The organism is Haloferula sargassicola (assembly GCF_040362925.1).
Classification (GTDB): domain Bacteria; phylum Verrucomicrobiota; class Verrucomicrobiia; order Verrucomicrobiales; family Akkermansiaceae; genus Haloferula; species Haloferula sargassicola.
Genome location: NZ_BAABRI010000034.1, coordinates 1 through 14183, shown reverse-complemented (window position 1 = coordinate 14183; position 14183 = coordinate 1). Strand labels below are relative to the sequence as shown.

Below are 14183 nucleotides of genomic sequence, written 5' to 3'. Positions count from 1 at the left end.
ACTGCGAAGGGTGATGAAGACAATGGCTGACAGGATGAGGGCGGCGGGTTGCTGGGCGGTCCTGGCGCTGGCTTCGGCGGCGCAGGCGAGGACGTGGACCTCGACCGATGGACGGACGATCGAGGCGGACTTCGTGCGAGGCGATGACACCTCGGTCACGGTGCTGAAGGGTGGCCGGGAGGTTTCCATCCCCCTCGCCAAGCTTTCCGAGGAGGATGCCCGATTCGTCCGGGAAAAGGTCGCCGCGGCCGGGCAGGTGGACCTTTCCGAGCTGGGCGAATACGCGAAGTTCGCCAAGGGCGAATGGGTGAAAGGCGAGATCGAGGACCTGAAGTTCCAGATCTGGGCTCCGGCATCCTTCAAAGCGGGGAAGGACCTGCCGCTGGTCATGTTTCTTCACGGCGTGGGGGAGCGGGGGGACGACAACGAAAGGCAGGTCAATGGACTGCCGAGAACCTTTGCCTCGCCTCAGAACCAAGCGGTCCGCCCGTGCATCGTGGTCGCGCCGCAGTGCCCGCCCGAGGTTTTCTGGAGCAACCCCGAGATCACCGAAAACATCATCGATCTCACCGAGGACCTCGCGGAAAACCTGCCGGTGGATGAAGACCGGATCTACGTCGCCGGATTCTCCATGGGGGGCTTCGGGACGTGGTCGGTGATCGCCGAGGAACCCAAGCTGTTCGCCGCCGCGGTCCCGATCTCCGGAGGAGGCAACCCGGCCAACGCCCGCGATCTCCGCAAGCTCCCCATCTGGAATTTCCACGGGGAAAAGGACGAAACCGTGTCGGTGGAACAATCGCGTGAAATGGTCGAGGCGCTCGAAAAGGCGAAGGCCGACATCACCTACACCGAGATCCCCGGCGCCGACCACGGCATCGCGGACCAGGTACTGCGCGATGAAAAACTCCAGCAATGGCTCTTTTCGAAGACCCGCGCGAAATAGCCGCTTCCTCCCCGCAGCTTGATCCGGCGTGCAAGGCCGGTGAGTTCAGGGCTCCCGGTTGATGATCTTGCCGCCGCGGGCCTTCACGGCCTCCATCAGGGGCGCGTTCGGATCCTGGAAGTCGGGATCGTGGCCCTTGGCATAGTTGAAGAGATCGCGGTGGAGATACTCGTAGTACTGCTCGCGCTCGTCCTTCTTGAGCCGATACCAGGCGGCGATGTTCAGGGTGCGGGCGACCTTTTGCATCATTGCCAGCGTGAGGACCCGGCCCTTGCGGGCGCGCTGGACCTGCTTGTGGGTCAGCTGCTCGGGCGAGGCATCGACCATGTCGTGGTTGCTCAGCCCCCACGCTTCCATCAGGGCATCGACAGGTTGGGTTCCGTGGTCTCGGCTGGATTCGCTCATCGGAGGCGGAGTGTGGCAGGGTCACGCGCGGCGTGGCAAGATCCGGGTAGCCTAGCCGAGCTGGGTTTGAACGAGGACCTTGTAGGTGCCGCCGTGGGCCATCAGTTCGTCATGGCTGCCCTGCTCGACCAGCTTGCCCTGGTTCAAAACGAGGATCCGATCGGCGGTGCGGACAGTCGACAGCCGGTGCGCGATCACCAGGCTGGTGCGGCCGACCATCAAGCGCTCCAGCGCCTCATTGACGAGCCGCTCGCTCTCGGCATCCAGCGCGCTGGTGGCCTCGTCGAGCAGCAGGACACGGGGATCGGCGAGGATCGCGCGGGCGATGGCGATGCGCTGCCGCTGGCCACCGGAGAGCTTCACGCCGCGCGGGCCGACCACGGTTTCGTAGCCTTGTTCGCGCTCCTCGATGAAAGCATGCGCGTTGGCCTGCTTCGCGGCCTCGATGATCTCCTGACGGCTGGCTCCCGGCTTTCCGTACTCGATGTTTTCGAGGATCGTGCCGCCGAAAAGCATCACCTCCTGCGGCACCACCGCGATGCCCTTGCGCAGCGCGTGCAGGTCGAGCGAAGCGGCGTCGCGGCCGTCGAACAGCACCTGACCCTGCTCCGGGCGGTAGTAGCCGAGGATCAGGGAAAAAACCGTGGATTTCCCGGCACCCGATGGCCCCACGAGCGCGATCCGCTGGCCGGGCGCGACCTCGAAGTCCACGCCGGCAAGCACCGCCTGGTCGGGGCGCGACGGGTAGTGGAAATGCACGTCACGGAAAGCGAGCGCGCCGCCCAGATGCTCGACGGCCTGGCCGCCGTCGGCCTCGGTCGGCAGGCCCATGATTTCGCGCAGCCGGTCGGTCGCGCCGCTCATGGCCTGGATTTGCGAAATGATCTCCGGCATCGAGCCCAGCGAGGCACCGACGAAGACGCTGTAGAGGATGAAGCCCGAGAACTGCTTCTCGGTCAGCTGGCCATCGACCATCATGCGGACCCCGAGCCAGGTCACGCCGGCGATGGTGCCGAACATCACGAAGATCACGAAGGCCAGGAAGCTCGCCCGCGCCAGGGCTCCGCGCAGCGTCACCCGATAGAACTCGTCCAGCGAGGTGGCGTAGCGTTTTTCCTCGAAGGGTTCGTTGGTGAAGGCCTTGACGTCGGAGATCGACTGCACGCCCTCTTCGATGACGGTGCCGGCCTCGGCCAGCGCGTCCTGCGCCGCCTTCGAGTGTCCGCGGACCTTGCGGCCGGCGATCGCGACCGCCAGCACGACCAGCGGCACCGAACCGATCATGGCCAGCGAGAGTTTCCACGAGGAGACGAAGACCATGACGATCGAGCCGGCCAGCGTGACCGACTGACGGGCGGCCTGCGGCAGGGTGGTCATCAGCGTCTCCCGCACCGTGCCGAGGTCGGCGGAAACGCGGTTGCTGAGCGCGCCGGAGCGGTGCTCCTGGAAAAACGGGACCGGCAGCCGCAGGAGGTGGCCGAAGATGTCCTTGCGCAGGTCGTTGAGCGCCGACTCGCCGGAGCGGATGAAGCCCTGGACGCGGAAAAAGCCGATGATCGCCTGCACGGCGAGCACCACCAGCAGGGCGAGGATCACGCGATTGGCCTCCGCCAGCACGGCTTCCGCCGAAATGCCGTTGCGCAGCTTTTCCACCGTGCCTCCGAACAACTCCTTCATGAACCACGGGAAGGCCAGCGCCAGCCCGGCGGTGATGAACAAGGCCAGCATCGACGGGAGGAACACCGCTCGGTGCGGCTTCAGATACGAAAGCACCCACCGCAGCCCGTCCGCGGAAAACCGCGATCCTTTTCCCTCGTCCTTCGGCATCGGCGCGATGGGAGACCATGGAACCTCCCGCGTCAACGCCGGGGCCAAGCGTGCGCGGACTTCAACGCGTCACAGCCGGAGGTCCGCCGTCTGGCTGGTGCTCAGGACGCCGGCCGGCTTTTCCTCGTAGCGGGTGCGGCGGTGGATGCCGCACAGCAGGCCCACCGACGCCAGCGTGAACACGAGGTTGGTGCCACCGTAGCTGACGAAGGGCAGCGGCAGGCCGGTATTCGGCAGGGCGGCGGTGGTCACGGCGATGTTGAGCATGGCCGGGACCACGATCACCGCGGTCAGGCCGATCGCGAGGCAGCGGTTGAACACGTTCGTCGAATAAGCCGCGATGCCGGTGCCGGCAATGGCGATCACCACGTAGCAGAGCACCGTGCCGAGCGTGCCGTAGAGGCCCAGCTCCTCGCCGATGTTCGGGAAAATGAAGTCGGTGTGGGCGTAGGGCAGGTGGCCGAACTTCTCGAAGCCGTTGCCGAGGCCCTGGCCCTCCACGCCGCCATTGCCGAAGGCGAGCAGCGCGCGCCACTGCTGGAGGCCTTTGTCGAGCTGGTGGACGGGGTTTTCCAGATCCAGCCACGCCTCGATCCGCGACCAGCGGTTCTCATTGGTGCGGACCAGGAAGGCGAAGGCACCGGAGCCGAGCAGCACGGTGGGAATCAGATAAATCAACCGCACGCCCGCGGTGAAGATCATCGCGAAGCCCGCCGCTCCGATGCCCACGGCGGTGCCCATGTCGGTCTCGAAAAAGATCAACGCGAAAGGAATACCGAGGATCAGCCCGGGAACCACGAAGCCCTTCCAGAAGGTCGGGATCTCCGTCTGCCAGCGCGCGAACCAGCCGGCGAGGGCGATCATCGTCACCGACTTGGCGATTTCCGAAGGCTGGAACTGGCCGAGGCCCGGCAGCTTGATCCAGCGGGTCTCGCCATTGAGGTCCAGCCGCACGCCGGGGACGTAGCAAAGACTCAGCAGCAGACAGCCGCCGAGCAGCAGCCACGGCCAGAACCGCCGGAGCAGCGACGGATCCACCAGCGCCAGGAAGATCGCGCCGACGATGCCGACCACCGCCATCACGCTCTGGCGCCAGAAGAAGTGGTAGGGCTCCTCCTGCCCGTTCACCCACGCGCTGGTGCTGGCCAGCATGATCAATCCCAGCGCCACCAACGCGGCGACACCGGCGCAGAGGATGAAGCTGAGATAGCGGTTCATGACGGGTGGATACGGGGCGAAATCAGTTCGGAATGACGAGCGACATGCCCACGCGAAGCTTGCGGGCGTCGGTGATGCCGTTGGCCTCCATCAGGCGGTTGACCGGGACGTCGTTGCGCTTGGCGATGCTCCAGAAGGTGTCACCGGACTTGACCTTGTAGCTGCCCTTGCCGGAGGCCGGCTTCGGCTTGGGAGTCGAGGCCGCGTGCGGGACCGGCACCGCCTTCGGGGCCTCGGCCACCTGGCGGTCGAGGGCCACGGCGGCATCGGTGGCCACCAGCTCGTCGAGTGCCTCGCGGGCCGAAGCCGGTTCCGGCTCGGGGGCCGGCACCACGCGCAGGGAGGCGATTTCCTCGGGCTCCACCGCGGTGATCGACTTCGGCGGAATGCGCAGGCGGCGGCCTTGGCGCAGCGGGATGTTGTCATTGGCGGCGCGCAGCTCCATTTCATCGATCCCGAACCGCTCGGCGATGGTCGCGTAGGTATCACCGGTGCCGGCCGAATAGATCTGGTCGGACGCGCGGAACACGGGCAGGACCTCGTCCTGGGTCGGATCGACGGCGCGGGCGATCGAGGGCGTCACGCGGATCGCGGCGCTCTCGGCCAGCTCGTTGCCGGGTGCCTTCACCACCCGCTTGGTGGCGGTGCTGGCCTGCTCCGGCTCGTTCGAGCGGTCGAGGCGGTAGCTGTGATAGAAGATCCCGCCGATGGCCACGACGTGGATCGCCAGGATGACCAGCAGCGCCTTGCCGATGCCGAGGTTCGGCACGTCGCCCTCCAGCTCCTCCGGGGAAATGGCGGCGGCGGTGGTGGCGCGATGGCGCTTGTTCTTTTTGGAAACGTTCGCGAAGAGCTTGCGGAACTTGCTCTTCTTCACGGTGCGACGCTTCACGGAGAGGCGTTGGTTTCTCATAAGGGGTGTGGGTGGGTGTGAGGGTTAGCGGAGTTCGTTGACCAGCCGGCAGAACGCGTCGCCGCGCTCCTCGTAGCCGGTGAACTGGTCGAAGGAGGAGGTGCCCGGGGAAAGAATGACGACCTGACCGCGCACCGCGCGCTTCTGGGCGGCGACGATGGCCTCGGCGAGCGTGCCGCAAGTCTCGACCGGCACCGCTTGCGCGAAAAGCTGGCCCAGCTTGGAGCCGATCTGCCCGAAGGTCACGGCGGCGGCGGCGTGCCTTTTCAACAAAGCCAGCACCGGCGTGTAGTCGAGGCCCTTTTCCTTGCCGCCGGCGATCAGGACCACCGGTCGGTTCTGGGACCGCAGCGCGCTCTCGAGGGCGTGCAGGTTGGTGGCCTTGGAGTCGTTCAGCCACTCGACGCCGTCGAGTGTGCGCACCAGCTCACAGCGGTGACGGGGCGGCGCGTAGCCGTCGAAGGCCGCCAGCAGCTTGTCGCGGGAAACGCCGATCGCCTCGCAGGCGGCCAGCGCGGCCATGGCGTTCTCCGCGTTGTGCAGACCGCGCAGATGGGAGCCCTCGCGGAGGTTGAACACCGGCTCGCCGTGAAGGAACAGCGTCTCGCCATCCGACCACCAGTCGGCATCCCGCGTCTCGGTGGAAAAGGTGATCTGGCGGGCCTCCAGCTCGGGAAGATCCTCGCCGGCACGCGCCACGACCGTATCGGTGAGGCCCTGGTTTTCGAACACCCGCAGCTTCGCCCGCCGGTAGCTTTCCACGTCCGGATATCGGTCCATATGGTCGGGCGCGAAATTCAGCCAGACCGCCACGTCCGGGCGGAAATCCACGATCGTTTCGAGCTGGAACGAGCTCGCCTCCAGCGCCAGCACCTCCGGCTGGGGATCGCGCATCACCACCTCGCAGACCGGCACGCCGTAGTTGCCGCAGGCCACCGCGGACATGCCGGCGACGTTCAGCAAGCGCTCGACCAGCTCGGTGGTGGTCGTCTTGCCGTTGGTCCCGGTGATGGCGATGATACGGCCTTCATAGTAGCGGCAGGCCAGCTCGATCTCGCCGATCGTTTCCCCGGCCACATCCGCGAACGCTCCGACCAGCGGGCCATAGGTATCGATGCCGGGGCTGACCACCAGCACATCGCAGGGCTCGGCGCCCTCGGGGGTCGCCCCGCCGTGCACGGTCACGTTTTCCGGCAGGCCGGTGGGATTTCCCGCATCGAACACATGCACCTCCGCGCCCTCGCGCAGGGCGAGCGCCATCGCCGCGCGGCCGCTGGAGCCGGCGCCGAGGATGTTCACGCGTGTGCCGGTGAGGGTCATCAGACGATCTTGAGAAGGGCGATGCCGGCCAGCGCCAGCATGATGGAAAGGATCCAGAAGCGGATGATCACCTGGCTTTCATGCCAGCCGCGGAGTTCAAAGTGGTGGTGGATCGGCGCCATGGCGAAGATCCGCTTGCGGCGCAGCTTGAAGCTGCCGACCTGGAGCATCACGGACAGCGCCTCCATCACGAACACGCCGCCGATGATCACCAACAGCAGCTCCTGTTTCACGCACAGCGCGGCAGTGCCGAGCGCGCCGCCGATGGCCAGCGAGCCGGTATCGCCCATGAAGACCTTCGCGGGATGGCAGTTGAACCACAGGAAGCCGAAGCCCGCGCCGGCCAGCGCGAGCAGGAACACGGACAGCTCGCCGACGAAGCGGTTGTAGGGAATCGTCAGGTAGTCGTTGGCCATGAAATGATGGCCGGCGAGGTAGGCCAGCGCCGCGTAGGCCAGCGAAACGGTGATCGTACAGCCGGTGGCGAGCCCGTCCAGGCCGTCGGTCAGGTTCACCGCGTTCGAGCAGCCGATGATGATCGCCGCGTAGAAAGGGATGATGAGAAAGCCGAGGTCGATGATCGGGCCCTTGAACAGCGGGAAGCTCACCTGGCTGAACTTCATCGGCTCGCCGCCCAGCAGGTAGCCGGGCTGGTAGCCGAGCCGCTCCGCCATCTCGGGCGTCGCGCCGAAACCCGAAATCTCCGTTTTGAAATACAGGAAGGAGCTGGCGACGACGGCCACCACCAGCTGCCAGAAAAGCTTCTGACGGGCGCTGACGCCATCGGAACTCTTCAGCTTCACCTTGGTGTAGTCGTCCACGAAGCCCAGCAGCCCGAGCGCCCCCATCGAGCACGCGCAGACGGCTACGAAGGGGTTCAGCGGCCGGGCGCAGACCAGGGTGGAAATGAGTACCGACCCGAGGATGAGGACGCCGCCCATCGTCGGCGTGCCGACTTTGCCGCCGTGAAGCTCGGCGAGCTTGTGGACTTCCTCCGCGGTGCGGATCGGCTGACCGACCTTCAGCGAGATCAGCCGCCGGATCACCCGCGGGCCCACCGCGATGCTCAGGCCGAAGGCCATCAGGCAGGCCACCGCGCCGCGGAAAGTGATGTACTGCAGCAGGTTCAGGAAGCTCAGCGCATGGGCCAGGCCTTCCTTGTTCGCCGCGACTTCCGACTCGAAGGCCGCCCGCCACCATTCGTAGATCCAGTAGAGCATCAGTTTTCAGGGGGAAACACCCGGTTCATCACACGTTCCAGCGCGGCCCCGCGGCTGGCCTTGAAAAGCACGACATCGCCCGGCCGGAAGCGGCCCGCCAGGCCGGCCACGGCATCATCGACATCCGGAAAATGTTCGCCCCGGCCAGCGCCGCGGGAAATCCCCTCCGCCCCCTCGCCCACCGACACCACCTGCAGGCCACGCTCGGCGGCCAGGCGGCCGATCCGCGGGTGCGCCTCGGCGGCGTGCTCGCCCAGCTCACCCATGCGTCCGAGCACCACGAAGCGGCGACCGCCATTCGCGACCGGAACCTCGGCCAGGGTGTCGATCGCGGCCGTCATCGACTCCGGATTGGCGTTGTAGGTGTCGTCGAACACGGTGACGCCGCCCGTTTCATAACGGCGCAGCCGGCCGCTGGTCAGCATGGTGCCGCTGAGCCCTTGGCAGATCTTGTCGAAGGGCACGCCGAGGAACCAGCCACAGCCGGCGGCCAAAAGCGCGTTCTTCACCATGTGACGGCCGATCACCGGCAGGTTCACCTCGCCCACGGGGCGGCCTTCGACGACCAGGGTGAACTGCGAACGCATGCCGTCCTGGCGCAGGTTCTCGGCCCGGACCACGCCCCGGCAGTTGCCGACCGGAATGACCCGGGCGTGCGTGCGGGTCTTGAAATAATCGGCGAAGTCACAGCCGGCGGGGACCAGCAGGGCTCCATCCTCCGGCAAGGCGCGGGCCAAGGCCCCCTTTTCCTCGGCGATGCCTTCGCGGCTGCCGAGATACTCGATGTGGGCCGTGCCGATGTTGGTGATGATGCCGATCCGCGGGCGCGCGATCTGGCACAGCGGCGCGATCTCGCCCGCGTGGTTCATGCCCATTTCGACCACCGCCGCCTGGTGCCCTGCCTCGATGGAAAGCAGCGTCAGCGGAACGCCGATGTGGTTGTTGAAATTGCCCCGCGTCGCCATCGTCTCGAACTGGGTGCCGAGCACGGTGCGCGTGAAATCCTTGGTGCTGGTCTTGCCGTTCGAGCCGGTGATGCCGACGACCTCCAGCTTGAGCCGCATGCGGTGCCAGTGCGCCAGCTTCTGCAGCGCCAGCAGGCCGTCCTTGACGACGATCACCGTGGTTCCCTCCGGCACCGGGCCGTCGAGCTTTTCCACCACCAGCACCGTTGCGCCGGCGGCCGCGGCCTGGCCGGCGAAGGCATTGGCATCGAAGCGGTCGCCCTTCAGCGCGACCCAGCAGGCCTTCGGCTCAAGCGTGCGGGTGTCGGTCGATACCGTCTCCGCCACCCGGGCGGGATCGCCGGCCACGACCTCTCCGCCGCAGGCTTCGGCCAAGGTTTTTGCCTCGGTGGCGATCACGGGCGCCTCCTTTCCTCAGGGTCCGGCCGCGCGGCCAGCGAGCGTTTCACCTCCTTGCGGTCGTCGAAGTCGATCGTCCGGTCGGCGAACTGCTGGTAGGTCTCGTGCCCCTTGCCCGCGATCAGCACGATGTCGCCCGGAGCCGCAGCATGGACGGCAATGCGGATGGCCTCGGCGCGGTCGGTGACGGTGCGGTAGCGCGCCGTCCCCATGCCGCCCTCGATCTGGCGGACGATTTCCTCCGGGTCCTCGCTGCGGGGGTTGTCGGAGGTGATGATGCAGGCGTCCGAATGGCGCGCGGCGGCCTTGGCCATCAGCGGGCGCTTGGCGGTGTCGCGATCGCCGCCGCAGCCGAACACGGTGATCAGCCGCTTGGGCTCCAGCTCCTTGAGCGTACGGCACGCGTTCTCCAGCGCATCAGGGGTGTGGGCGTAGTCCACGAAAACGGTGACGCCATCCCGCGTGCCGCAGTTTTCCATGCGGCCGGGCACCTGCGGGGCATCCGCCAGGGCGGAAACCGCGGCCCGGAACGAGAGACCGAGCGGCTTCACCGCGCCGAGCACCGCCATGATGTTGTAGGCATTGAAGCGGCCGATCAGCGGCGCGCGGACGAGATACTGCTTTCCCCGTAGTTCGAGCTTCAGCTCCATGCCGCGGGGCGACTGGCGGAAATCGAGCGCGCGGATGTCCGTGTGCAGCCCGAAGCCGTAGCGCACCACCGTCATTTTCCCCTCCAGCCGCTCGGCCAGCTCGGCGCCGGCGCCGTCGTCCACGTTGATCACCGCCGCCGGCTTCTTGCCCTGAGGATTCGCCGCGGTGGCCTCGAACCACGAGAACTTTGCCTCGGCGTAGGCCTCCATGGTGCCGTGGTAGTCGAGGTGGTCCTGGGTGAGATTGGTGAAAACGAGGGCGTCGAAGGCGACGTCCGCGACGCGCTTCTGGTCGATGCCGTGCGAGGAGACCTCCATCGCGGTGCCGCGGCAGCCGTTTCCGGCCATGCGCGCCAGCAGGTATTGGACTCCCGGCGAATCGGGCGTGGTGCAGCTGGCGTTCACCTCCTCCACGCCGTCATCGATGCGGATGGTCCCGATCATCCCGGCGCGGTGCCAGGCGGCGCGCATCAGGTGGTGGATGAGAAAGGCGATGGTGGTCTTGCCGTTGGTTCCCGTCACACCGGCCATCTTCATGTCCGCCGACGGATGGCCGGCCAGCTGGGCGGCGATCGATGACAGGGCTCCGCGGGTATCGCTCACCTGGATCCAGGTGACCCCCGCCGGCGCTCCCGTTTCCGGCGGAGAATCCGCGATCACGGCCACCGCGCCGCGGCGCACCGCATCGTCGATGAAACGCCGCCCGTCGACCTGGCCGCCCCGTACGGCCACGAAGGCCCCGCCCTCCTCGACGGTCCGGGAGTCGGCGGTCACAGAGGTGATTTCCCCTTCCAAGGTGCCTTGGACCAGGGGTTTGCGGATTTCAGAAATGGCGTCTCGGAGCTTCATCAGTGTTCGGTGGCGGCGAGGTCCTCGTCAGCCACCGGCTCGGTCGGAGTCAAGTGCAGGTGGGTCGCCAGGCGCGCGGCGATCTTCGCGAAAATCGGGGCGGCGATGGTGCCGCCGAAGTGCCTCACCTCGGTCGTGCGCGGGTCGTCGATCACCACCACGCAGACAAAGGCCGGATCGGCGGCGGGCATCATGCCGGCAAACGAGACGGTCTTGTTCTGGAGATAACCGCGCCCGTCGGGGCGGACCTTGTGGGCGGTGCCGGTTTTTCCCGCCACCTTGAATCCTTCCACCGCGGCCTGGGTGGCGGTGCCGCCCGGCTCCACCACCATTTGCATGGCATGCCGCACCTGGAGCGCGGTTTGCTCGCGAACCACGCGCCTCACCACCTCCGGCTCGAACCGCTCCAGCACCGTGCCGTCGCGGGCGATGATCGAGTCGACCACCCGCGGCTTGTAGAGCGTGCCGCCGTTGGCGATCACCGAGTAGGCGGCCGCCACCTGGAGCGGCGTGACGTTGAGGGCGTATCCATAGGCCGCCCGGCTGAAATCCTTGACCCGCGAGGTGTTGCGAACGATCCCGGACGATTCGTCGCTCAGCAGGATGCCCGTTTTTTGGCCGAAGCCGAACTGGTGGGCGTAATCGTAGAACCGCTCGGCCCCGAGCTGGCGGGCGAGCTTCCACGCGCCGATGTTGCTCGATTTCTGAATCACTCCATCGACCGTCAGCATGCCATAGGGGTGGGAGTCCTCGATATCGAGCTCCGCCAGGTAGCCATTGTGGCAGAAAATCGAGGTCTGCGGGGTGACCAGCCGTTCGTTGAGCGCGCCGGAGACGGCCACCACCTTGAAAGTACTACCCGGCTCGTAGATCCCCTGGAGCGCATAGTTCAGGGCGCCTTCGCTGAGCCCTTCCTTGGAGTTCAGGTTGTAGCAGGGGCGGTTGGCCATCGCCAGCAGCCCGCCGGTGTGCGGGTCGAGCACGACCACGCAGCCGCGCTGGCTCACGAATTCCTTCATCCCGGCATCGAGCTCCTCCTCCACGATCGCCTGGATCCCCATGTCGAGCGTGAGCTGGACGTTGAGGCCGTGCACCGGCGGCACCATGTTGCCCTTTTCCCCGGGCATCGGAATGTTGAGGTGGTCCCAGCGCCCGTCCCGGCCACGCAGGTATTCCTCCAGCGCCGCTTCGACGCCGAACTTGCCGACCTGGACGAACTTCGCCTTGCCACGGTCGTCCTTGACCTCCTCCTCGCTGGTGTAGCCGATCACGTGCGCGGCCAGCATGTCGGAGGTGTACCAGCGCTTGATGCTGTTCTCGAAACGGAAGCCCTTGAGGTCGTTGCGCTCGATCAGCTCGCGGATCGAATCGGCGATGTCCTCGGTGAGGTCCTTGGCGATGGGGAAGTATTTCCGGCCCTTGGAGAGCGGGCCCTCGATCCGGGCCCTCAATTCCTCGCGCCGGAGGCCGAGCGGACGGGCCAGCAGGCCGACGGCCCGGGCGAGGTGGCGATCGACGAGGATGTGCGGCTTTTCCCGCTCCTCCTCGAGGATGATGCTGCGGTAGGCCTTCACCTTGTGGGCCTTTTCGTCGCTGCTGAGCTGCTCCCAGCCAGGCTCGTTCGAGGCCCGCTCGTAGGCCAGCGCGCGCACGACCACCACCGGATCATCGAGCAGCATGGCATCGACCATGATGGTGCTCAGGCCGATGCTCTTGGCGAGCACCTCGTCGTTGCGATCGACGATTTTCCCCCGCAAGCCCGGCAGCACCTCACTGCGATCGTAGGCCGCGCGGGCACGTTCGCGGTACTTCTGGCGGTCCAGCAGCTGGATCTTGATCAGCCGCACTGAAAGCAGACTGAGCCCGATCACAAAGATCGAGCACAGCAGCAGGCAGCGACGCTGGAAGTTCCGCCGGGTCATGAGAAAAGGTCAGGGGCGGGCGGCGACCGGCATCGGATCCACCGGGTGATCCTCGACGCGTTCCACCACCTGGTAGGTCACCGGCACCAGGGGGGAATCGATCATCGCGAGCTGGTCGCGGATCTCATAGCGGTCCATCAGGCGCTCGCGGCGGACCTCGACCATCTGGATGTCGGCCCGGAGGTCCTCGATGCGCTTGTGGGCGTCACTGATCTTGCGCTCGGCCTTGATCTGGCCATTGCGGAAAATGGCGTGCATGGCCCCGCCGGTGGTGGCGATGGCGGTGAGCAGTCCGAGTGCGATGAAGGCGGGGAGATTCGATTTCCGGGGTTCGGATTTGCGTCGGTTCATGGCTTAGATTTCAGCAGGGTCCAGAAGCTCGGCGACCCGCAGTTTCGCACTGCGGGCCCGGGGATTGACTTGGATTTCATCAGGGGTCGGGGCGATCGCCTTCGACTGTGGCAGCCGGAAGACCCGGTCGGGGTTCCGCCGTGGCTCGGGCCACTGCGGCTGGTCGATCCACTCCCGCGAGCGGTCCCTCATGAATTGTTTCACCATCCGGTCCTCCAGGCTGTGGAAGGTGATCACCAGCAATCGCCCCCCGGGCTTGAGCAGTTGGACGGAGGCCTCCAGCGCTTTCTTCAAGGATCCGAGCTCGTCGTTGACGGCGATGCGGATGGCCTGGAAGGCGCGGGTGGCGGGATGGGTGCGACCGTGGCGTCCGATGGCCCTCTCGATGCAGCCGGCCAGGTCGCTGGTGGTGGAAAAGGGTTGCTCCGCCCGTTGGCGGACGATGGCGGCGGCGATCCGGCGCGCCTTCGGTTCCTCGCCGTATTCGCGCAGGATGCGGACCAGCTCGGCCTCCGGCCAGGTGTTGACCACCTCGGCGGCGGTTGTTTCCACGCCCGGCCCCATGCGCATGTCCAGCGGGCCCTCGCGCATGAAGGAAAAGCCGCGTTCGGCGGCATCCAGCTGGTGGGAGGAGACCCCGAGATCCAGAAGCAGACCGTCGGCCCGCTCTCCCCCCTGGATCCCGGGGTCTTCACAGAGATCGGCAAAATTCCCGTGCCACGTGCGGAAGCGTTCGCCGTAGCGAGCCAGACGGGCGCTGGCATAGGCGATGGCCTCGGGGTCGCGATCGACGCCGAGCACGCGGGCTCCGCTCTCGAGGAATGCCTCGCTGTGGCCGCCGCCGCCGAGGGTGCCATCGATGATGAACTTCCCCGGCCCCGCGGCCATGTGGAGCTTCGTTTCCTCCGGGAAAACGGAGATGTGGTAGTCGCAAGCGCCGCCATCGGCAGACTCGCTCATGAAAGGCACCGGTCGCCGCCCTGCAAACCAGCCATGGAAACCAGGGCGGACAACCGTTTTGCGAGGCTCCGGAGCCGCCAATGTCCCGAGAGGCGGATGCGGAGCTTTCCTTGGAAAAATTTCCGCGGTCCGTGCCGCAAACCAGCCATGGAAACCGGCACGGACACGCGGGGTAATCGGCGAAAGGAGCGCTGTCCCGATTTGCTCCTTCCGCTCAGCCTGGGAAATCACCGGTCGCCGC

Annotated in this window: 12 protein-coding genes; 1 reads left to right on the top strand and 11 read right to left on the bottom strand. The window is 66.6% G+C overall.

Annotation, left to right across the window (positions count from 1 at the left end):
- Nucleotides 1-22 precede the first annotated feature (22 nt).
- Entirely contained in the window at nucleotides 23-943 is a 921-nt protein-coding gene (locus tag ABXH26_RS19900; protein ID WP_353568861.1) for a carboxylesterase family protein, read from the top strand.
- 45 nt (nucleotides 944-988) lie between these two features.
- Here ABXH26_RS19900 and ABXH26_RS19895 read toward each other — a convergent pair whose 3' ends face one another.
- From ABXH26_RS19895 to rsmH, 11 genes are all read right to left on the bottom strand, one after another.
- Complete coding sequence (locus ABXH26_RS19895) at nucleotides 989-1348, bottom strand: hypothetical protein (protein ID WP_353568860.1); 360 nt, start codon at nucleotides 1346-1348, stop codon at nucleotides 989-991.
- Nucleotides 1349-1399: 51 nt separating this feature from the next.
- Nucleotides 1400-3175, bottom strand: coding sequence for an ABC transporter ATP-binding protein (locus tag ABXH26_RS19890; RefSeq protein ID WP_353568859.1), 1776 nt, complete (start codon nucleotides 3173-3175; stop codon nucleotides 1400-1402).
- Between the two features lie 69 nt (nucleotides 3176-3244).
- Nucleotides 3245-4393: an FtsW/RodA/SpoVE family cell cycle protein gene (locus tag ABXH26_RS19885; RefSeq protein ID WP_353568858.1), complete on the bottom strand. Its 1149-nt coding sequence runs from the start codon at nucleotides 4391-4393 to the stop codon at nucleotides 3245-3247.
- 22 nt (nucleotides 4394-4415) lie between these two features.
- Nucleotides 4416-5285, bottom strand: coding sequence for a LysM peptidoglycan-binding domain-containing protein (locus ABXH26_RS19880; RefSeq protein WP_353568857.1), 870 nt, complete (start codon nucleotides 5283-5285; stop codon nucleotides 4416-4418).
- Between the two features lie 45 nt (nucleotides 5286-5330).
- Nucleotides 5331-6626, bottom strand: coding sequence for a UDP-N-acetylmuramoyl-L-alanine--D-glutamate ligase (murD, locus tag ABXH26_RS19875; protein ID WP_353568856.1), 1296 nt, complete (start codon nucleotides 6624-6626; stop codon nucleotides 5331-5333).
- Nucleotides 6626-7846: a phospho-N-acetylmuramoyl-pentapeptide-transferase gene (mraY, locus tag ABXH26_RS19870; RefSeq protein ID WP_353568855.1), complete on the bottom strand. Its 1221-nt coding sequence runs from the start codon at nucleotides 7844-7846 to the stop codon at nucleotides 6626-6628. The genes murD and mraY overlap by 1 nt, the downstream gene beginning before the upstream one ends.
- Nucleotides 7846-9210, bottom strand: coding sequence for a UDP-N-acetylmuramoyl-tripeptide--D-alanyl-D-alanine ligase (locus ABXH26_RS19865; RefSeq protein WP_353568854.1), 1365 nt, complete (start codon nucleotides 9208-9210; stop codon nucleotides 7846-7848). Before ABXH26_RS19865 ends, mraY begins: the two co-directional genes overlap by 1 nt.
- A complete protein-coding gene (locus ABXH26_RS19860; RefSeq protein WP_353568853.1) occupies nucleotides 9207-10709 on the bottom strand; it encodes a UDP-N-acetylmuramoyl-L-alanyl-D-glutamate--2,6-diaminopimelate ligase in 1503 nt (500 codons plus the stop codon). The genes ABXH26_RS19865 and ABXH26_RS19860 overlap by 4 nt, the downstream gene beginning before the upstream one ends.
- Complete coding sequence (locus ABXH26_RS19855) at nucleotides 10709-12631, bottom strand: peptidoglycan D,D-transpeptidase FtsI family protein (protein WP_353568852.1); 1923 nt, start codon at nucleotides 12629-12631, stop codon at nucleotides 10709-10711. The genes ABXH26_RS19860 and ABXH26_RS19855 overlap by 1 nt, the downstream gene beginning before the upstream one ends.
- Before the next feature lie 9 nt (nucleotides 12632-12640).
- Entirely contained in the window at nucleotides 12641-12982 is a 342-nt protein-coding gene (locus ABXH26_RS19850) for a hypothetical protein (protein WP_353568851.1), read from the bottom strand.
- A gap of 3 nt (nucleotides 12983-12985) precedes the next feature.
- Nucleotides 12986-13942: a 16S rRNA (cytosine(1402)-N(4))-methyltransferase RsmH gene (rsmH, locus tag ABXH26_RS19845; RefSeq protein ID WP_353568850.1), complete on the bottom strand. Its 957-nt coding sequence runs from the start codon at nucleotides 13940-13942 to the stop codon at nucleotides 12986-12988.
- Nucleotides 13943-14183 lie beyond the last annotated feature (241 nt).